21 protein-coding genes are annotated in these 19,805 nt (G+C 42.6%); 16 read left to right on the forward strand and 5 right to left on the reverse strand.

Annotation, left to right across the window (positions count from 1 at the left end):
• Positions 1–2 precede the first annotated feature (2 nt).
• Positions 3–824 (forward strand): hypothetical protein, encoded by an 822-nt coding sequence (locus tag E4635_RS10105; RefSeq protein WP_135526534.1) that lies wholly within the window; start codon positions 3–5, stop codon positions 822–824.
• Positions 825–958: 134 nt separating this feature from the next.
• On the opposite strand, the gene E4635_RS10115 is transcribed toward E4635_RS10105, so the two are convergent.
• From E4635_RS10115 to E4635_RS10125, 3 genes are read right to left on the reverse strand one after another with little or no spacing between them, the layout of a single operon-like run.
• Positions 959–1,354: a hypothetical protein gene (locus E4635_RS10115; protein ID WP_135526538.1), complete on the reverse strand. Its 396-nt coding sequence runs from the start codon at positions 1,352–1,354 to the stop codon at positions 959–961.
• A gap of 33 nt (positions 1,355–1,387) precedes the next feature.
• On the reverse strand, positions 1,388–2,044 hold the full coding sequence (locus E4635_RS10120) for a metal-dependent transcriptional regulator (protein WP_135526540.1): 657 nt from the start codon (positions 2,042–2,044) through the stop codon (positions 1,388–1,390).
• 3 nt (positions 2,045–2,047) lie between these two features.
• On the reverse strand, positions 2,048–3,919 hold the full coding sequence (locus tag E4635_RS10125) for an Nramp family divalent metal transporter (protein WP_135526541.1): 1,872 nt from the start codon (positions 3,917–3,919) through the stop codon (positions 2,048–2,050).
• Between the two features lie 93 nt (positions 3,920–4,012).
• Between E4635_RS10125 and E4635_RS10130 the strand changes: the two genes are divergently transcribed.
• The 9 genes from E4635_RS10130 (at position 4,013) to proC (ending at position 13,401) form a co-directional block, all read left to right on the forward strand.
• On the forward strand, positions 4,013–5,209 hold the full coding sequence (locus E4635_RS10130; protein ID WP_169630242.1) for a di-heme oxidoredictase family protein: 1,197 nt from the start codon (positions 4,013–4,015) through the stop codon (positions 5,207–5,209).
• A gap of 1 nt (position 5,210) precedes the next feature.
• Positions 5,211–5,651 (forward strand): Rieske (2Fe-2S) protein, encoded by a 441-nt coding sequence (locus E4635_RS10135; RefSeq protein ID WP_135526542.1) that lies wholly within the window; start codon positions 5,211–5,213, stop codon positions 5,649–5,651.
• Entirely contained in the window at positions 5,648–6,880 is a 1,233-nt protein-coding gene (locus E4635_RS10140; RefSeq protein ID WP_246020746.1) for a hypothetical protein, read from the forward strand. The genes E4635_RS10135 and E4635_RS10140 overlap by 4 nt, the downstream gene beginning before the upstream one ends.
• Positions 6,881–6,929: 49 nt before the next feature.
• The gene (serS, locus tag E4635_RS10145) at positions 6,930–8,201 is read left to right on the forward strand and encodes a serine--tRNA ligase (RefSeq protein WP_135526543.1); all 1,272 of its coding nucleotides are present in this window, start codon (positions 6,930–6,932) and stop codon (positions 8,199–8,201) included.
• Positions 8,202–8,275: 74 nt separating this feature from the next.
• Entirely contained in the window at positions 8,276–10,054 is a 1,779-nt protein-coding gene (locus tag E4635_RS10150) for a tetratricopeptide repeat protein (RefSeq protein WP_135526545.1), read from the forward strand.
• Between the two features lie 55 nt (positions 10,055–10,109).
• The gene (locus E4635_RS10155) at positions 10,110–10,421 is read left to right on the forward strand and encodes a DUF4286 family protein (RefSeq protein WP_135526546.1); all 312 of its coding nucleotides are present in this window, start codon (positions 10,110–10,112) and stop codon (positions 10,419–10,421) included.
• A gap of 72 nt (positions 10,422–10,493) precedes the next feature.
• Positions 10,494–11,273 (forward strand): 16S rRNA (adenine(1518)-N(6)/adenine(1519)-N(6))-dimethyltransferase RsmA, encoded by a 780-nt coding sequence (rsmA, locus tag E4635_RS10160; RefSeq protein ID WP_135526548.1) that lies wholly within the window; start codon positions 10,494–10,496, stop codon positions 11,271–11,273.
• A complete protein-coding gene (mgtE, locus tag E4635_RS10165) occupies positions 11,263–12,612 on the forward strand; it encodes a magnesium transporter (protein WP_135526549.1) in 1,350 nt (449 codons plus the stop codon). The genes rsmA and mgtE overlap by 11 nt, the downstream gene beginning before the upstream one ends.
• A 12-nt stretch (positions 12,613–12,624) precedes the next feature.
• Complete coding sequence (proC, locus tag E4635_RS10170) at positions 12,625–13,401, forward strand: pyrroline-5-carboxylate reductase (protein WP_135526550.1); 777 nt, start codon at positions 12,625–12,627, stop codon at positions 13,399–13,401.
• A gap of 28 nt (positions 13,402–13,429) precedes the next feature.
• Here proC and E4635_RS15640 read toward each other — a convergent pair whose 3' ends face one another.
• Positions 13,430–13,603, reverse strand: coding sequence for an insulinase family protein (locus E4635_RS15640; protein WP_136937709.1), 174 nt, complete (start codon positions 13,601–13,603; stop codon positions 13,430–13,432).
• A gap of 89 nt (positions 13,604–13,692) precedes the next feature.
• Between E4635_RS15640 and E4635_RS10175 the strand changes: the two genes are divergently transcribed.
• From E4635_RS10175 to E4635_RS10190, 4 genes are all read left to right on the forward strand, one after another.
• Entirely contained in the window at positions 13,693–14,646 is a 954-nt protein-coding gene (locus E4635_RS10175) for a 2-hydroxyacid dehydrogenase (protein ID WP_135526552.1), read from the forward strand.
• Positions 14,639–15,040 carry a hypothetical protein gene (locus E4635_RS10180; protein ID WP_135526554.1) on the forward strand — a complete coding sequence of 134 codons (402 nt, stop codon included), beginning with the start codon at positions 14,639–14,641 and terminating at the stop codon, positions 15,038–15,040. Before E4635_RS10175 ends, E4635_RS10180 begins: the two co-directional genes overlap by 8 nt.
• Positions 15,041–15,272: 232 nt before the next feature.
• Positions 15,273–15,641 carry a DUF805 domain-containing protein gene (locus tag E4635_RS10185; RefSeq protein ID WP_135526555.1) on the forward strand — a complete coding sequence of 123 codons (369 nt, stop codon included), beginning with the start codon at positions 15,273–15,275 and terminating at the stop codon, positions 15,639–15,641.
• A gap of 24 nt (positions 15,642–15,665) precedes the next feature.
• Entirely contained in the window at positions 15,666–15,947 is a 282-nt protein-coding gene (locus E4635_RS10190; RefSeq protein WP_135526557.1) for a TM2 domain-containing protein, read from the forward strand.
• 72 nt (positions 15,948–16,019) lie between these two features.
• Here E4635_RS10190 and E4635_RS10195 read toward each other — a convergent pair whose 3' ends face one another.
• A complete protein-coding gene (locus E4635_RS10195) occupies positions 16,020–17,822 on the reverse strand; it encodes a GNAT family N-acyltransferase (RefSeq protein WP_135526559.1) in 1,803 nt (600 codons plus the stop codon).
• 196 nt (positions 17,823–18,018) lie between these two features.
• On the opposite strand from E4635_RS10195, the gene E4635_RS10200 reads away from it, so the two are divergent.
• Both E4635_RS10200 and E4635_RS10205 read left to right on the forward strand, forming a co-directional pair.
• Positions 18,019–18,780, forward strand: a complete 762-nt coding sequence (locus E4635_RS10200) for an exodeoxyribonuclease III (RefSeq protein WP_135526560.1) — start codon at positions 18,019–18,021, stop codon at positions 18,778–18,780.
• A gap of 45 nt (positions 18,781–18,825) precedes the next feature.
• Complete coding sequence (locus E4635_RS10205; protein WP_135526561.1) at positions 18,826–19,791, forward strand: OmpA family protein; 966 nt, start codon at positions 18,826–18,828, stop codon at positions 19,789–19,791.
• Positions 19,792–19,805: the final 14 nt, after the last annotated feature.

Here is a 19,805-nt window from a genome sequence, read left to right on the forward strand (position 1 = left end):
GAATGAAAAAGAACTTCTGCTTGCTTTTGCTGTTTGCGTTTGGCACTTCGTTTTACGGCCAGAACAAAACCGAAAAATCCAAAAATGAGTTGTCGTCGTCTTCTTCAAAACCGGCAGCAACAAATTCCAGATCTTCAAACTCAGGTTCGGACTCGGATGTTGATACCGAAGTTTTGGTTGATGTATTCGTAAACATTGGGCTAGGGGTTTTTAAATACGGATTGATTGGCGATTACAATCAGGAAGACCATTTGTATAATTCCCTTTCCAGATATCCTTTTTACAAGGAACAATCCGGGAATTATAATAATTCCGACAGCATTGCTGAAAAAAAGGTGTTCCGGTTGGACTTTGAAGATAAATTCCTCTATAGCAATAACGATTTGTTTGGGAACCATATGAATTTAAAAATCAGGCCTTTCCAGTATTTTTACTTACAGGCGGATTTTAGGCAAATTGCCGAGATCAACAGGATTGACGATACCAACAACGGTTTGTCCCTGTTTCATTTTAATTTCTGTTATGACAGGGTCCGCATGGGGAAATTTGACTTGGGCTGGAGCCTGGGCGCTTCTTATGTAGGGAACGAAGTAAAAAAAGGCGGCTTTTCGTATGGGCTTTCGGCGTCTTATTTCATGACCAAGAATTTTAGTTTTTCGGGAAGTGCAAAATGGAGTGCCATCAACCAACAGCCGGTCAATGCATTTGAAATAGAAGGAAAACTCCACAAGAAGAAATGTTTTTTCACAGCAGGTTTCGAACACCTGAAAATAGCAACGCCCACTTATAATTTTATCAGCCTGGGCGGAGGTATTTATTTATAACTTTGTAAAATGATCATTCAGGAAATTATCGCTTTTTCGTTATTAGGGGTTGCAGTTTATTTTCTGTACCGGAAATTCTTTGTCAAAAAAAAGAAATCCAAAAAAAACTGCGGTGATTCAGATTGCGGCTGCGGTTAATAAATCAATTGGATATAATAATCTTCGGGCTTGACTGCCACACCTTCTTTGGGATACGGCAAAACACTGATTTCTTTCAGGTCTTTGGACCCGGCCGGCAAGTGCTTCATAAACCAGTCGTTTATTTCCTTGTGGGTGTTTTGGTTTAAGGTAAACTGAACCTGTTCGACCATTTTCAAATCTTCATACGCTGCCACGGCAAAAGTAACCTCACCGGCCCAAATGCACTGCACTCTTTCCGGGCACCGGGAGTCGTCCAGCACTTTTACCAGTACAATTTCTTTTCCGGGGCGGGAATCCGGTTTCTGATCGATTTGGGTATTGTTTTTCTGTACGGAACAGCTGCAGAGCAAAAGCAGCAGGCTGCAAAAACCGAAAGATAGTTTTTTCATCGGGTCACATTTGAATCCCTCTAAAGTACTGTTTTATTTGGACTTTTTTACAAAAAGATTGGCTGCGATTTTGTTGGAGATGGTAAAATCCTTTGTTTCCACCTTTATTTTAAGCGATAAATCGAAACTTTCTTTAGAAAGGATTTCAATTTTCGACCCTAAAGCAATCCCTTGTTTGTCCAGGTATTTCAAAAATTCCGAAGAAGTGTCTTTCACCCCTACGCAAATTCCGGTCTGGTTTTCGGTAAGTTCCGAAAGCAATTGCTTTTCTATAGTAACAATCTGTCCGTTGGCATTGGGAATTGGGTCTCCGTGCGGGTCTTCGGTAGGGAAATTCAGGTATTCATCCAGTTTGTTGATCAGTTTTTCAGATTTGATATGTTCGAGCTGTTCGGCAATATCATGCACTTCATCCCACGGGAAATCCAATTTGTCCACTAAAAAAACTTCCCATAAACGGTGTTTCCTCACAATCATTTTTGCCGAATGCATTCCTTTGTCCGTCAGGGAAACGCCCTGGTATTTTTTATAGTGGACCAGGTCTTTTTCTGAAAGTTTCTTAAGCATATCGGTTACCGAAGACGCTTTGGTTTCCATTCTTTCGGCAATGGCATTGGTACTGATTTCCGAATCCAGCAGATTGGTCAGGTGGTAAATGGTTTTCAGGTAATTTTCTTCGGAAAAAGTCATGGCTTATTTTTTTACAATAAATAAAGGAATCGAGATTTTATGGCGCAATTTATCGACTGTAGTCCCAAAAAGCAAATCTTTTAAGCCCGTATGGCCGTGCGTTCCCATCACAAGGATATCGAATGTGCCTTCATTGATGATCTGCGGGATGATGGCCGTAGGTTTCCCAAACCCCAGTTTTGTTTCTACCTTAAATCCTTTTTCCGAAAGCATGGTTTTGTATTCTTCCAGTAATTTTTCATCGATAGTGGTTTCGCAATCGTCAATATCATCACCATAAATCATGGCTCCGATGGTTTCCACCACATGGATCAGGGTGTATTTTGCTTCTTTTCCGCCTAGTTCGAAAGCATTGTTCAGGGCAATTTCATCGGCACCCGAAAAATCAACAGCAATAGCGATGTTTTTTTTGCTTTCCACGCCCGATGGCGAAAATTGCAGCTTCAAATGATGTGGCGAATGGTTTAAGGTTGCTGCTTTTCCTTTGGAGATAAATGGCTTGAATACAATATACAGCAATAGAACCAGGAAGCTAACAGCCAGCGGGACGACGGTGAGCCATAAAACGAGAGGATTCTCGGAACTCTCCAGAAGCCCGGCAATTTCAGAATACACCAATTTTGCATTTAAAGAAACAATGATAATGGCAATAATCCAGGCCGCAACCTGTGTGGTCGTGCTGATATGGAATCCTTTCATCTTAGTCTTATCGCTTACAAAATGAATCAGCGGGATGATTGCAAAACCCAATTGCAGACTTAGGATTACCTGGCTCAAAATCAGCATTTTGCCGGTAACGCTTTCGCCAAAAACATAAATGACGATAACGGCTGGTACAATAGCAATCAAACGGGTAATGATCCGGCGGACCCATGGCTGGATGCGCAGGTTCAGGTAACCTTCCATGATGATCTGCCCGGCAAGCGTGCCTGTTACGGTTGAACTTTGCCCGGCCGCAATTAAAGCCACTGCAAATAAAATAGGCGCCCATTTTGTCCCTAGCAACGGAGCGAGCAACCTGTGGGCGTCCTGGATTTCCGCCACTTCAAAATAACCGTTTTTATGGAATGTGGCTGCAGCTAAAATAAGGATGGCGGCATTTACGAAAAAAGCAAAATTTAAAGCTATGGTCGAATCGATAAAATTGTATTTCAGTGCCTGTTTGATACCGGTTTTGCTCCGGTCGAATTTCCGGGTTTGTACCAAAGAAGAATGCAGGTACAAATTATGCGGCATTACGGTGGCCCCGATGATTCCGATGGCGATATACAAGGCCGTGTCATTCGGTAAGATAGGAATGAGCCCGGTCATGACTTTGCCCATTTCAGGCTGCGCGAAAATCATTTCAAAAATAAACGAAATCCCTACAATCAGCACCAGCGAAATAATAAAAGCCTCCATTTTCCGGATGCCTTTGTTGATCAGGAACAATAATAAGAATGTATCTAAAACCGTAATGGCCACCCCTTGGATAAGCGAAATGTCAAAAAGAAGGTTCAACCCAATCGCCATACCCAAAACTTCGGCCAGGTCGCAGGCGGCAATGGCAATTTCGGCCAGGAAATACAAGATATAATTGATAAAAGGCGAATACGTTTCTCGCGAAGCCTGCGCCAGGTCCCGCTGGGTTACGATTCCAAGCCTCGCACTCAAGCTCTGAAGCAACAAGGCCATGATATTGCTCATTAACAATACCCAAATCAGGCTATACCCGAATTGGCTTCCGCCAGCCAGGTCGGTTGCCCAGTTCCCGGGATCCATATAACCTACGCTTACTAAATAAGCAGGGCCGAAAAAAGCCAGTAATTTCCTGAAAATCGTGGTTTTATTTTGTGCTGAAACCGATTGGTGTACTTCTTCTAACGATTTACTCATAGTTGCCAAAAATTAATTACGGCAAATATACTTAATTTTTTTTGCCGCGTATGAATATATTTTTTAGTTTTGTCTAAAATTTAAATTACACGAATGAAAATCTTAAAATCAATTGTATATATAACTCTAATCCTGTCTGTTGGGTTGCTGGTTTCCTGCGAGCCTTCGTATGTAGATGTACCTAATGATGATGAAATCCTGGACGGGACAATTGAGGGTTTATCTCCTGAAGAATTAGCACGCTTCTTAAAAGGCGACGCTGCTTTTAATGAAGTTTTTACCCGTGAAACCGGTTTAGGGTCCACTTTTGTATCAACCAGCTGTATCAGTTGCCATGCCGGGGATGGGAAAGGGCATCCGTTTACGACGTTGACCCGTTTTGGCCAGATTGACGAGAGGGGCAATTTGTTCCTGGACCAAGGCGGCCCGCAACTGCAAAACAAAGCATTGCCCGGATTTTTGCCGGAGCAAATTCCTTCTGGAGCCACTTTTTCAAAATTCATGCCGCCTGCCAATACCGGTTTGGGGTTTGTGCAATATGTTACCGATGCCACTATTTTGGCTATGGCCGATCCTAACGATTTGAATGGAGACGGTATTTCGGGAGTACCAAACTGGGTTTCGATGCCTTCTTATATTGATGATACAGGTGCTGTTTCCCAAGGCGGTAGATATGTAGGCCGTTTCGGAAAAAAAGGAGCCGCCTTCAATTTATTGCACCAAACGGTAAATGCCTACAATCAGGATATGGGGATCACTTCGATGTACAATCCGATCGATGTTTATACCCATGAAGAAATTGATCCGGAAATAGCCACAAGCAAAGTGAATGATGTCGTGTTTTACCTCAAAACATTAAAAGCACCGGTACAGCGCAACCAAAATGATGCAGAAGTGATCCGGGGAAAAGCAGTATTCAGCCAGATCAATTGTGCCGGTTGCCATACACCGCAATTGAGCACGGGCTATTCTCCTATCAGCGGATTGTCTTTTAAAACATTTTCGCCTTATTCCGATCTTCTTTTGCATGATATGGGCAGCGGACTTGATGACGGTTATACGGAAGGAATCGCTAAAACATACGAATGGAAAACCCCGCCGTTATGGGGATTGGGGCTTTCGGAAAATTCGCAGGGAGGAAATTATTTTTTACTGCACGACGGAAGGGCCAGAAGCATCGAAGAAGCCATTTCCATGCATGGGGGCGAAGCAACCAACAGCAGGACGGCTTTCAATAATTTGTCCCAAAGCGACAAAAATGCAGTAATCAAATTCTTAAAATCGTTATAATATGAACAGGAAAGAGTTTTTAAAAACCTGCGGATTCGGATGTTTGGCAGGGCTTGTGGGGATTTCAATGCTAGAAAGCTGTTCTTCTTCCCAAGTGCTGTCCAGGGAAATAAAAGGGTCAGATATTTTGGTGCCAATGGTTGATTTTGAAATCAAATCAGAAGGAAAAACCAATTACAAAAAATACATCATCATCCAAAACGAGATATTGCAATACCCGATTTGCGTGTACAGGCATACCGCATCGGACTATTCGGCTTTGCTGATGAAATGCACGCATCAAGGAGCGGAGCTGCAGGTTTTCGGTGATAAACTGCAATGTGCGGCCCACGGAAGTGAATTCAGCAACAAAGGCATAGCCGAATCGGGCCCGGCACAGGGAGATTTAAGAAGTTTCCCAATCATTATCGAAAACAATACATTAAAAATATCTTTAAAATGAGATTGACTTTTACGCATCTTTTAGCTGCTATCCCTTTTCTTTTCCATATAAATGCCAAAGCACAAATTGACCCGAGCCTACTCAAACGAATCCCGAAAGACACGCTCAAAACCTTAAATATGGATGCGGTTTATACCCGTCCGGCCTTAAATATCAATAAAACACCTATTGCTATCGGTGGTTACCTGGAAGCGAACTGGCAGCACCTGACTACTGATGGCATTTCCGAAGGACACCAGTTCCAGGCACGCCGGCTGTCTGTTTTTATGTCATCGGCCATTAGCAAGCGGGTTAAATTTTTAAGTGAAATTGAATTTGAAGACGGCGGAAAGGAAATCGCTGTCGAATTTGCCTCTGTTGATGTCGAATTCCATCCTTTGGTAAACTTCCGGGCTGGGATCATCCTCAATCCGATCGGTTCCTTCAACCAAAACCACGACGGCCCCAAATGGGAATTTACAGACCGTCCTATTTCGGCCACACAAATGCTGCCGGGAACCTTTAGCAATGCGGGTGCCGGGCTTTTCGGAAAAAAATACCACAAGGACTGGATGGTGGGTTATGAAGCGTATCTTTCGGGAAGTTTCGACAATTCCATCATTGAAAATACCGAAAACAAGACTTTTCTTCCGGCCGCCAAGGAAAATCCGGAACGTTTTGAAGAGATAAATAGTGGAGAGCCTTTGTTTACAGGGAAATTAGCCGTTAGGAATACTAAAATCGGAGAATTGGGAATTTCTTACATGGGAGGGATTTACAACAAATTCCAGGAAGACGGGATTATTTTAGACAAAAAGCGCCGGGTAAGTGTTTTTGCTTTAGATTTCAATACGACATTGCCCAAAATCAAGACCTTTATTACCACAGAATTTGCCTGGATAAAAGTAGATGTTCCCAGCACCTACACACAACAATTCGGGAACAAGCAATACGGCGGTTTCATAGATATCGTGCAGCCTGTCGTGCGCCAAACGATCCTCGGATGGGATAATGCCGTATTAAATGTGGCCTGCAGGCTGGAATATGTAGACTGGAATGTAGGCAAGTTTGCCGAAACGGGCGGCAATATAGGCGAAGATATCTGGAGTATCATGCCAGCCATCAGTTTTAGGCCAACTGCACAGACCGTTTTCAGGCTGAATTACCGTTTTCAAAAACAGCGGGATATTTTCGGGAATCCGCCGGCAATCACAGATGGCTTCAATTTAGGAATTTCGACTTATTTTTAAGTTTCTAAAGCAAATATTATTAAATTTGCCTCCTTATAAAAATTAAGCCATGTTACAAATAGCATTTATTAGAGAAAACCAGGAAAAAGTGATCAAAGCTTTGGCAAAGAGGAATCTTGACGTTACGGCCTTGGTGGGGACAGTTGTCGCATTAGACGAAAAACGTCGGGCAACCCAAGTAGAATTAGACAATATTTTGGCCGAATCTAATAAGCTATCCAAGGACGTGGGTGAGCTGATGAAAAAAGGGGAGAAGGCCAAAGCCGAAATCCTTAAGGAAAAATCAGCACAGTTCCGGGAAAAAAGCAAGGAACTTTCAGAAGCCCTGCATGCGGTTTCCGAAGAATTAACTTTAGAACTCTACAAATTGCCTAACCTTCCGGCAGATATTGTCCCAATTGGGAAAACACCGGAAGAGAACGTAACTATTTTCGAAGAAGGCGACGTGCCTAAATTGCATGAAGGTGCCCTTCCGCATTGGGAACTGATCAAAAAATACGACATTGTAGATTTCGAACTGGGTACTAAAATAACAGCACCGGGATTTCCGGTTTACAAGGGAAAAGGCGCAAAATTACAGCGCGCGCTTATTTCTTATTTCTTAGATAAAAATACAGATGCAGGTTACAAAGAATACCAGGTGCCTCATTTGGTAAACGAAGCTTCAGCATACGGTACAGGCCAGTTGCCGGACAAGGAAGGGCAAATGTACCACGATGCCAAAGACGATTTATATTTAATACCGACGGCAGAAGTCCCGGTGACCAATATCTTCAGGGATGTGATTTTGCAGGAAAACGAATTACCGGTTTTATGCACGGGTTACACACCTTGTTTCCGTCGTGAGGCAGGTTCCTGGGGTGCTCACGTAAGAGGTTTGAACCGTTTGCATCAGTTCGACAAAGTGGAAATTGTACGGATCGAGCATCCTGAAAAGTCACATGAAGCTTTAGATGGAATGGTCGAGCATGTAAAAGGCCTTCTGCAAGAACTGAAATTGCCGTACAGGATCCTTCGCCTTTGCGGAGGTGATATGGGATTTGCTTCTGCGCTAACGTATGATTTTGAAGTGTTCTCAACAGCTCAGGACCGTTGGCTGGAAATTTCTTCCGTATCTAATTTTGAAACCTTCCAGGCAAACCGCTTAAAATTGCGTTTTAAAGGAAAAGACGGCAAAACCCAGCTGGCCCACACGCTAAACGGAAGTGCTTTGGCCTTGCCAAGAGTCTTAGCCGGGATTTTGGAAAATTACCAAACGCCAGAAGGAATAGTCATTCCGGAAGTGTTGCGGAAATATACAGGTTTTGATATTATAAATTAAGACAAACTTATCATTTTACAATGTACTAATGAAGCATAAAATTGTTACATTAGTACATTGTTTTTTTATGGGAAATGAAAAACTTCTTCTTATTTATCGGTTTGCTGTGGTCCATGTTTGTTTTTTCACAAAACGAACAGCTGGCGCAAAATTATTTGGACAGGGGAGAGTTTGACAAAGCTGTTGTGATCTATGAAGACCTGATCAAGATCCAGCCGAACAATTACCAGTATTTCCAAAAACAGGTATTGTGTTACCAACAATTGAAACAGTTTGACAAGGCCGAAACCCTCATCCAAAGCAAACTTGCCAGGACTAAATTGCCTAATTTGTATATCGAATTGGGATACAATTTCCAATTGCAGAAAAAACAGGACAAAGCCAACAGCAATTACAATGCAGCCCTGGAAAAAATAGCCGAAAACCCGAACAATGTTTATACCATTGCCCGCGATTTCGAACAGAAGGTATTGGTCGAACAAGCCATCCAGGCATATACTTTAGGGATCAAAAGCAATCCGAACCTTAATTTTGACTATCAGATTGCGCTTCTTCAGGGCCAATTGGGGAAACTCGAACTAATGACCGACAAATTGCTGGATTACAGTTTCGCAAACCCGACAAACCTGCCGATGGTACAAAACCAGCTGGTGCGTTTTATGATGGAAGATTCCCAGAAAACATTTACGGAATATGTAAAAAAAGCACTGCTGCTCCGAACCCAAAAAAACCAGGAATTATTCTGGAACCAGTTTATGAGCTGGTTTTTTGTCCAGCAGAAAGAATACGGAAAAGCATTCATCCAGGAAAAGGCAATTTTTAAGCGGAACCCGGATAATTTCTACAATATCATTAACCTGGCCAAACTGGCTATAGACGATAAGGAGAATGACACAGCCCGGGAAATCCTGGATTTTATATTGCTCAACACACAGGACCTGGAATTGCAGATGCAGGCGCATTACCAATTGGCTTCGATGGATATTGACAAGGCTTCCGCCAAAGAATATCCGGCCATTAAAACCAAACTGGAGCTGCTGCTGAAACAGTATGGCATTTCGCCTTATTCGCTCAACCTGCAGATCCTGACGGCCCATTTTAACGCTTTTTACCTGAAAGACCTGGCTTCGGCCAAAACCATACTGACCAGGGCGCTGGAATTGCCCCTGAACAATTACCAGAAAGCGGAAGTCAAGATCGAACTGGCCGATGTGCTGCTGTTGGACGAAAAATTCAATCAGGCCATTATTTATTATGCCCAGGTGGAAGACGATCTGGAAAATGATGCCGTGGCCCATGAAGCAAGCCTTAAAATGGCCAAGGCAAGTTATTTCAAAGGAGATTTCGAATGGGCGCAAAAACAGTTTAAAGTCCTTAAATCGTCTACCTCGCAGCTTATTGCAAACGATGCAATGGAACTTTTTTTACTAATCAGCGACAATACCGTTGAAGATTCCACCCAAGTGGCCTTGAAAAAATTCTCAAAAGCAGATTTTTTGGCCTATCAGAATAAAGACAAGGAAGCCATGCAGCAGTTTAAAGCTGTTTTAGAGCAACATAAAGGGCAAAGCATTGAAGATGTGACCTTGTTGCGTATCGGGAAACTGTATGAAAAAGAGCATGATTTTGTGCAGGCATTGGCCAATTTCCAGGAAATTATCGACAAGCACCCCGAGAGCATTTACCTGGACGAAGCCCTTTTCTTTGCTGCGGAAATTTACCGCCGGGATTTGCAGGATGTTGAAAAAGCCAAGGCCAATTATGAAAAAATAATTTTCAGCCATCCGGACAGCATTTATTTTGTGGAAGCCAGGAATAATTTCAGGAAACTGCGGGGAGATGCCAATTTATAATACGCAAGCATCCCTATTGGCCAGCCGGCAATCAAAAATTTAGAATCACAATACTATGATAATTTACAACGTAACCATTAATATACACGAAAGCGTTCACGACCAGTGGATGCAGTGGATGCAGGAAAAACACATCAAGGATGTCCTGGCAACAGGCAAATTCTCATCGGCAAGGATGGTAAGGGTCCTGGTGGATGAAGAAATGGGAGGCATCACGTATGCAGTCCAATATACAACCGATAGCAAAGAAACCCTGCAACGGTATTACCAAGAAGACGCACCGGCCCTCAGGGAAGAAGGATTGCGGCTTTTTGCAGATAAAATGCTGGCTTTCCGGACAGAATTGGAGTTGGTTTCAGAGCATTAACAGAGTTTGGGCGAAAGAATTTCCGTAGCCTCCATCACAGTGCCGGCCCTCCGGCGCGACAATCTAATCAAAATGGATAAAGTAAAAGCCAAAAAGCATCTCGGTCAGCATTTCTTGAATGATGAAAGCATTGCTAAAGATATTGCAGATTCACTGACATTGCATCAGTATAAAAAAGTATTGGAGATAGGGCCTGGAATGGGTGTGTTGACCAAATATTTATTGGAGAAACCCATTGAAACCTATGTCATTGAAATCGATACGGAATCTGTAGACTATCTCAACGCGCATTATCCGAAACTGGAAGGGAAAATCATTTCCAAAGACTTTTTGAAATACAATATCAAAGAAGTTTTTGGAGAGGAACCTTTTGCCATTATTGGGAATTTCCCATATAATATTTCCACGCAGATTGTCTTCAGGACGCTGGAATTACGAGACCAGGTCCCGGAATTTTCCGGAATGTTCCAAAAAGAAGTGGCGGAAAGGATCTGTTCTCCAAAAGGAAGCAAAGTGTACGGCATCCTATCCGTTTTGGCGCAGGCATTTTATGATGTCGAATATCTTTTTACCGTCGATGAGCATGTATTCAATCCTCCGCCAAAAGTAAAATCGGGTGTGATGCGTATGATCAGGAAAGAAAATTACCATTTGCCATGTGATGAAAAGCTATTGTTCACTGTGGTCAAGACTTCGTTCAACCAGCGCAGGAAAACGATGCGGAATAGCTTAAAATCACTCAATTTGTCGGATAATTTGCGAGAAGATAGTATCTTTGACCTTCGTCCGGAGCAAATTTCGGTAGAACAATTCATAGAACTCACTCAAAAAATCGCAGCCGATGGAGTTTAAAATCAGCAAAGACCTCATACAGGAATTAGAGCAGCTTATTCAAAATAAGGACGACAAGCAATTGGAAGTCTTGTTGAATGACCTGCATCATGCTGATATTGCCGAAATCCTCGATGAACTTGATTTCGATGAAGCGACCTATATTTTCAAGGTGCTTGATTCTGAAATGACGGCCGAAATCCTTCTGGAATTGGAAGATGACTTACGGGAAAACATCCTGAAAAGATTATCTGCCAAAGAGATCGCAGAAGAGCTGGATGAGCTGGATACCGATGATGCGGCCGATATTATCGCGGAACTTTCACAATCCAAAAAAGAGGAAGTAATTTCTGAGCTGGAAGACCTTGAACACGCCAAAGACATTGTAGACCTTTTGCGCTATGACGAAGATACGGCGGGAGGTCTTATGGGGAAAGAGCTTGTGAAGGTAAATGAAAACTGGACAGTACTCACCTGCGTGAAAGAAATGCGGGCACAGGCTGAAAACGTTTCCAGGGTGCATTCCATTTATGTGATTGATGATGAAGGCAGGCTCAAAGGAAGGTTGTCGCTAAAAGACCTTTTGACTACTTCGACCAAAACCCAGATTTCAGATATTTACATCAAAAAAGTAACTTCGGTCAATGTAGACGCCGAAGATGTTGAAGTGGCCCGGATCATGCAGAAATATGACCTGGAAGCCATTCCTGTCGTAGATGAAATGGGACGGTTGGTAGGCAGGATTACCATTGATGATATTATTGATGTAATTAAAGATGAAGCCGACAAAGATTACCAGTTGGCAGCGGGTATTACCCAGGATGTCGAAGCCAATGACAGTGTCCTGGAACTTACCAAAGCGCGTTTGCCCTGGCTTTTGATGGGAATGGTCATTGAAATTGTGGCTTCCTTTGTCTTAAAGAACAACGAACTGGCTTTCCAGAAATATTCCACCTTAATTATTTTTGTACCCTTGCTTTCGGCTACGGCGGGAAATATCGGGGTTCAGGCATCGGCGATTGTGGTGCAGGGTTTGGCAAACGGCACCATAAAAGAATTCAGCCGTAATTATTTCAGTAAGGAAATTACCGTTTCCATGATTTCGGGAACCATCATTTCCTTATTCCTTTTACTATACCATTCCGTAATGTACCAGCAATACCAAGTGGGGCTGGCCATTTCGATTTCCATTATCGTAGTGATCCTGTTTGCAGCCACTTTAGGCACTTTGGTCCCCTTGTTCCTGCATAAGAATAAGATTGATCCAGCTATTGCGACCGGGCCGTTTATCACTACGACCAATGACGTTTTCGGGATTATTCTTTATTTTACGATTGCGAGATTGGTTTTAGGATATTAGAAATTTTACGAAATGAACATACACATCATCGGCGGAGGAAATCTTGGGGTGGCAATTGCCCTGGGCATTTCAAAATACACAATAGGAAACCAGGTTGTCCTTACCAGGAGGAATGCAGCAGCCATTGCCTACCTGGAAGAAGAAGGCATCAAGGTGTCTTCCGATAACACACAGGATATCGAACAGGCGGATATCATCATCCTGACAGTTAAGCCGTACCAGGTGGAATCTGTCCTACAGGAAATAGCCCCTAAAATCCAGCAAAAAACCATTGCTTCTGCAGTAAGCGGTGTTTCGGTCGAAACGCTCAGTGCTGCAGTTGGAATAAGCCATGCCATCGTCCGTATTATGCCCAATATCGCCATTCAGTTTGGAGAATCGGCCACTTGCATCGCCTTTGAAGGAAAAGACAAGGAAGCCGCACAAAAGGTCATTTCAATATTCCAGCAATTGGGTACAGCGCCTGTCATCGAAGAAAAACTCATGGATGCCGCAACAGTACTTGGCGCTTGTGGAACCGCTTATGCATTGCGTTATATCCGGGCTTCCATGCAGGCCGGGATTGAGATCGGATTCGATTCCCAAACCGCTCTTGCCATTGCGGCACAAACCGCCAAAGGAGCTGCCAGGATGCTTCTGGAAGAAAAAATCCATCCGGAACAATTGATAGACAGGGTAACGACTCCGCAAGGCTGCACGATTGTGGGCCTTAACGAAATGGAACACCAGGGTTTCAGTTCGTCACTAATCAAAGGAATCAAAACGTCTTTACAAAAAATCAAAGAATAAATTCAAGTAAGGAAAGCGGTAACGAAATCTAAAGTTGCAGGTGCTCCATCTGAACTTGCAGGTGCTCCATCTGAAGTTGCAGGCGCTCGAACAGAACTTGCAGGTGCTCCATCTGAACTTGCAGGCGCTCGAACAGAACTTGCAGGTGCTCCATCTGAACTTGCAGGCGCTCAAACAGACATTGCAGTAACCGGATTAGCATCTGCAGGTAGTTTTTGGGATGGAATGATAGCTGCTTCTCGATTTTTATTCAAATTTTGTAACTTTGGAAGAACTTCAATACAAAAAACCTTGAACCAAGACATCAAAATCCTCCACATAGACAGCAATCATCCGCTGCTTTGGGAGCAATTGCAGGAAGCAGGCTTTAGCAATTATGAAGACTTCACTTCTCCTAAAGAAGCTATCGAAGCTAAAATTAACGATTACCAGGGCATTGTAATCCGCAGCCGTTTTAAAATTGACAAAACATTCCTTGACAAAGCCACCAACCTGCAGTTTATTGCACGGGTGGGTGCCGGTTTGGAAAGCATCGATTGCGAGTATGCCTTGCATAAAGGAGTACATCTTATTGCCGCTCCGGAAGGCAACAGGAATGCTGTAGGTGAGCATGCTTTGGGAGTATTGCTTTCGCTTATGAACAAGCTCAACAAAGCCGATAATGAAGTACGTTCCGGCCATTGGAACAGGGAATCCAACCGGGGCCATGAGCTAGACGGGAAAACCGTCGGGATTATTGGTTATGGGAACATGGGCAAATCGTTTGCCAAAAAACTGCGCGGTTTTGACGTGGAGGTACTTTGCCATGATATCCTGGAAGGCGTGGGAGATGGAAATGCACGACAGGTTCCTCTTGAGGAGTTGCAGCAAAAGGCTGACGTGCTGAGCCTTCACATTCCATGGACGCCTCAAACGGATAAGATGGTAGATGCTGGTTTTATCGCTTCTTTTGCAAAACCGTTCTGGCTCATCAATACCTCGAGAGGGAAAAATGTGGTGACGGCCGATTTGGCTGATGCTTTGCGGTCCGGAAAAATACTGGGCGCCGGCCTGGATGTTTTGGAATATGAAAAACTCTCGTTCGAAACCCTTTTTGAGGGAGAAAAGCCGGAAGCCTTCGAATACCTGCTCCAAGCCGATACTGTATTGCTGACGCCTCATATTGCAGGATGGACAGTAGAAAGCAAGGAAAAATTAGCCCAAACGATTGTCGATAAAATCCTAAAATATTATAGCCATGAATAAGATAGCCTATTATTTGACCCTTTTGGTAGGGATAATGACCTGCCTGCAATTTATCCCGCACGCTTTTTTGGGAATGCCCGCCGTGATGGAACACATCGCCAAAGGGGAAATCCGGGAACCGGCCGCACAAGGCATGCAGATGATCTGGCTGTATTCCTCAATCATGATGTTGTTGTCAGGAATTTGGATGATTTTTCTGTCAAAACCAATTAAAGAAGGGAATCATTTGGCCCGGATGCAAGGATTGCTGTTAGCCATAGGACTGATTGTTTTCGGGATGGGATGCAGTTATATTGCCCAAGAAGCATTCAATCATTTGTTTTTCTTTACCGTGGAAGGTATTGTATTGCTGTTGGCGACTACTTTCTTCTTTTCAACCAAAAGAGAAGGATAGCAGAAGCGGCTATTGGGGCAGCTTTACGGTTTAGTGGCCGGGATGAAATAAAGATTTAGTCCTTTGGTGGCCAGGGGATAACTATTCCTTTTAAAAATTCTTACCAATTTATTGTTAAAAAAAACAAAAATTATTTATATTTGAAATCCATGTTTTTGTTTTTTCATTAAAAAAAGGCAGGAGTAACTGAAAATCCTTAAGAGTAAGACAAACAAAACTAAAATTATTTATTATGATTGAATGGTACAAAAAAGTAGTTCTTGAAAATTATGCAAATTTTAATGGAAGAGCAAGAAGATCAGAGTATTGGTGGTTTTTTCTTATGAACATTATAATCAGTTTTATTTTTGGATTTATCGGTGGCCTGATTAAATTCCCTTTGATCGGTACGCTTTATTCATTAGCGGTGTTAGTTCCTAGTATTGCTGTGGCTGTAAGAAGAATGCATGATGTTGGAAAAAGCGGCTGGTTCGTATTGATTCCTATTTACAACTTGATTTTGGCTTGTACAGATGGAGATAAGGGAAGAAATGCTTACGGAGAAGATCCAAAAGGAGGCAGTTTTACTGAAATAAACGAAATCGGACAAACCCAGGAATAATTTTAGACAATATAAATAACAACAATGGAAACAACCAAACCTACCGAAGAATGGAACCAACAATCCTATCCGCAGGACAATAAAAAAGTAGCTTGCGGTATACTGGCTATACTTTTAGGACCTTTTGGTATACATAAATTCCTTTTGGGCTACACGAACGAAGGAATCATAACATTAGTAATTACAGTATTCAGCTGTGGGACGATTACCAGCATTATCGGGCTTATTGAAGGGATTATTTACCTGACCAAATCAGACCAGGAGTTTTTCCAGACATATCAGGTAGGAAAAAAAGGTTGGTTCTAAGGAATCGTTATAAGAAATAAAAAGCCGGTAAACAATTACCGGCTTTTTTTATTTTTATCAGGGAAAGTTTTATTATTCTCCTTTTTCTGAAAGTTTTCGCTCCAGTTCTGCCTGGAATTCTTCCATTACAGGTTTTACGGTACTTTCAGGCAAATCGGCAATGCGGATGTACATCAAACCGTCTACGGCATTGTTAAACAAAGGATCGACGTTAAAAGCGACAACCCGTGCGTTCTGCTTGATGTATTTTTTGATCAGGACCGGCAAACGCAAACTTCCCGGTTCTATTTCGTCAATGATCTTATCGAATTTGACCAAATCGGCCTCGGCTTCATTAAAGATAAAATCCTTGTCGGCATCTTTCAGTTTTACTTTGTATTCCTTTTTCGGATGGATGTATTGCGCCACATACGGATCATAGTAATTGGATTTCATGAATTCAATCATCAATGATTTCGAAAAATCGGAAAACTGATTGCTGATACTCACCCCGCCAATCAGGAATTTATGTTCCGGATAACGCAATGTTGTGTGTACGATCCCTTTCCAGAGCAGGAATAACGGCATTGGTTTTTGCTGGTATTCCTTGATGATGAAGGCACGCCCCATTTCGATGGATTTGCTCATCATATCGTACAATTCCGGCTCAAAACGGAATAGGTCCTGCAGGTAAAAGCCGTCAATGCCATATTTTGAGAATATTTCGGATCCCAGACCCATGCGGTATGCCCCGGCAATCTGTTTGGTTTCCTCATCCCATAAAAACATGTGATGGTAATATTTGTCAAATTTGTCAATATCGATGGATTCGTTGGTGCCTTCGCCCACTTCCCTAAAAGTAATTTCGCGCAGGCGCCCTATTTCATGGAGTATGTTCGGGATCTGGTTGGCTTCGGCGAAAAACACTTCGTAATTTTTACTTTGCAGCAAACGGGCATCGTTTTTACGGAGTTTCGCCACTTCCGCCACCATGTTTTCCTGGTTGGCTCCCGTAACGATCTGTTTCGGGTTTTTAGGCAGTTTCAAGCTCGGTGTCGGCAATAATTTTGTTTCTTTTTCAAAAGCATTGGCGAGCATGTATGTTTTTTTACGCAGGAATTCGGAATAAGCCTCAATGGTTTCGTGCTCGTTCTGTTCTGCTACCGAGATAGGTTTCCCGATACGGACTTTGATTACGCGGTCTTTTTGAGTGAGTAATTCCGAAGGCAGTTTTGCCGTACGGAGCGTGTCGTTTATTTTGGACAGAAGGTAAAAAAGACGGCTGTTTTTAGCATGGAAATAAATCGGTACCACTGGAACCTGTGCTTTTCGGATGACTTTGATAGCACCTTCTTCCCAAGGTTTGTCAACAACCAGCTTCCCATCTTTATAGGTAGAAACCTCTCCGGCCGGGAACATTCCCAAAGGTTTCCCGTCGCTTAAATGGCGCAGGGTTTCCTTAATGCCTATCACGCTCGATTTCGCATCCTTATGGGTCTCAAAAGGATTTACCGGCATGATGTAAGGTTTCATCGGCTCAATGCGGTGCAAAAGGAAATTGGCAATGATCTTGAAATTCGGCTCTCTTTCGAGCATTAATTTCAAGAGCAGGATCCCATCAATTCCTCCAAGCGGGTGATTGGAAACCGTAATGTAAGGGCCGTCCTTAGGCAAACGCTTTAAGTCTTCTTCTGGGATTTCAAATTTTATCTGAAATTCATCCAATATCGAATTGAGGAACTCCACATCCTGTAAATGTTTGTTCCTGTCGTAAATTTTGTTGAGAGTGGAAATCTGGAGTACTTTCATGAGTAACCAACCCGAGAAAGTCCCTAAAACTCCATATTTGTCGGTATTTATAGCCTTTGCAACTTCTTTAGCGGTAACTAAACCCATTTAATTTTTTGATTTTATGCGAAAAACAAAGATAACAAAACTTGTGGAACTTAAAGAAAAGTTTTCTGGTTAATGCTACCCGAATGTATTTGACTGGTGAAAAAAACATTGATATCTAATCCTTTACAAGATAATTAAATTTCTTGTTTTTATTTCATCGTTTTTCTATACTTTTGAAAAAAAAGATTCTCAATCCATGAAAATTATTTCATACAATGTTAATGGAATCAGGGCAGCGATCACCAAAGGATTTTTACAATGGCTGCAAAGCGCTGATCCAGATATAATTTGCCTTCAGGAAATTAAAGCCACAGAAGACCAGATTCCGGTTAAAGATATCGAATTAGCGGGTTATCCGTACCAATATTATTTTTCGGCACAAAAAAAAGGGTATAGCGGCGTGGCCATTTTATCCAAAACAAAACCCAACAATGTAGTCTTTGGCTCGGGGATAGACCATATGGATTATGAAGGAAGGACGCTTCGTGCCGATTTCGACGGATTTTCGGTAATGAGCCTATATTTGCCTTCCGGGACCAATATTGACAGGCTGGACCATAAGTTTAAGTTTATGGATGATTTCCAGAAATATATCGACATCCTTAAAATGGAAATCCCGCACCTGATTATTTGCGGCGATTACAACATCTGCCACCAGGCAATCGATATTCACGATCCTGTAAGGAATGCCAAGATTTCTGGGTTTTTGCCGGAAGAAAGGGCATGGCTTGACGGATTTATGAAAAGCGGGTTCATTGACAGTTTCCGACATTTCAACAAAGATCCGCACCATTACAGCTGGTGGAGTTACAGGGCCGGAGCCCGAGGGAATAACAAGGGTTGGAGGATCGATTACAACCTGGTTTCGGAACCGATGCAGCACAGGATGAAAAGAGCGGTTATTTTGCCCGATGCCAATCATTCGGACCATTGCCCCGTTTTAATTGAAATAGAATAAAAAGAACCCCAAAATACGAGTACATAATAGTAAATACCACAAAAAATGATAAAAAGAATTTCTTTTGGTTTATTGGCTTTGGCCCTGACCACATCTTGTGTTTCTAAAAAAATATATGCTGATTTAGAAACAAAATTCGCGGCCTTGAAAAAAGAACGCAACTCATTGGCGGATCAGAACGATTCCTTAAAAACAGCCAACAACCAATTCCTGGCTGATAACGGGAACCTGAAATCGGAGCTGGACAAGCTAAAAGCGGAAAGAGACAAACTGGCTGCGGATTATGCCGCTTCCAGCAATAATCTAAAAACATTGCAGGCTTCCTATAATGCCCTGGAGAAAAACAGCGACGAAGCCTTAAAAGCCAATATGGACAAAAACAGGGAGCTTTTGTCACAATTAGAAGCGAAGGAAAAAGCGCTTGCGGCCGAAAAAGACCGTTTGAATAAATTATCAGCGGATTTGAAAGACCGTTCCGACAGGGTAAATGAACTGGAAGGACTTATTGCTGCCAAAGAAGCTTCTATGAAAAAACTGAAAGAGACGCTTTCGAAATCGCTTAAGGCCTTTGAAGGAAAAGGGCTTACCGTACAACATAAGGACGGGAAAGTATACGTTTCGATGGAAAACAAACTGCTTTTCGAATCCGGAAGCTGGACAGTTGGTACTGAAGGTAAAAAAGCGGTTGACCTGGTAGGTAAAGTATTGGGCGACAACCCGGATATTGCCGTTTTGATCGAAGGGCACACAGACAATGACAAAATCACCGGCGTTATTGGCGGCGGCGTTGAAAGCAACTGGGACCTGTCTACGAAACGTGCTACGGCAATTGTGAATATCCTGACTTCCAATGCAAAAGTGAAGAAAGAGAATTTAACAGCGGCAGGCCGTGGTGAATATTCTCCTTTAATGAGCAATGATACTCCGGACGGAAAAGCGAAAAACCGTCGTATCGAGATTATCCTGACTCCTAAATTGGATGAAATTTCCAAAATGCTTAACGAGATATAAATTCCGTTCAGTAT

The organism is Flavobacterium humi (assembly GCF_004745595.1).
Classification (GTDB): Bacteria; Bacteroidota; Bacteroidia; order Flavobacteriales; family Flavobacteriaceae; genus Flavobacterium; species Flavobacterium humi.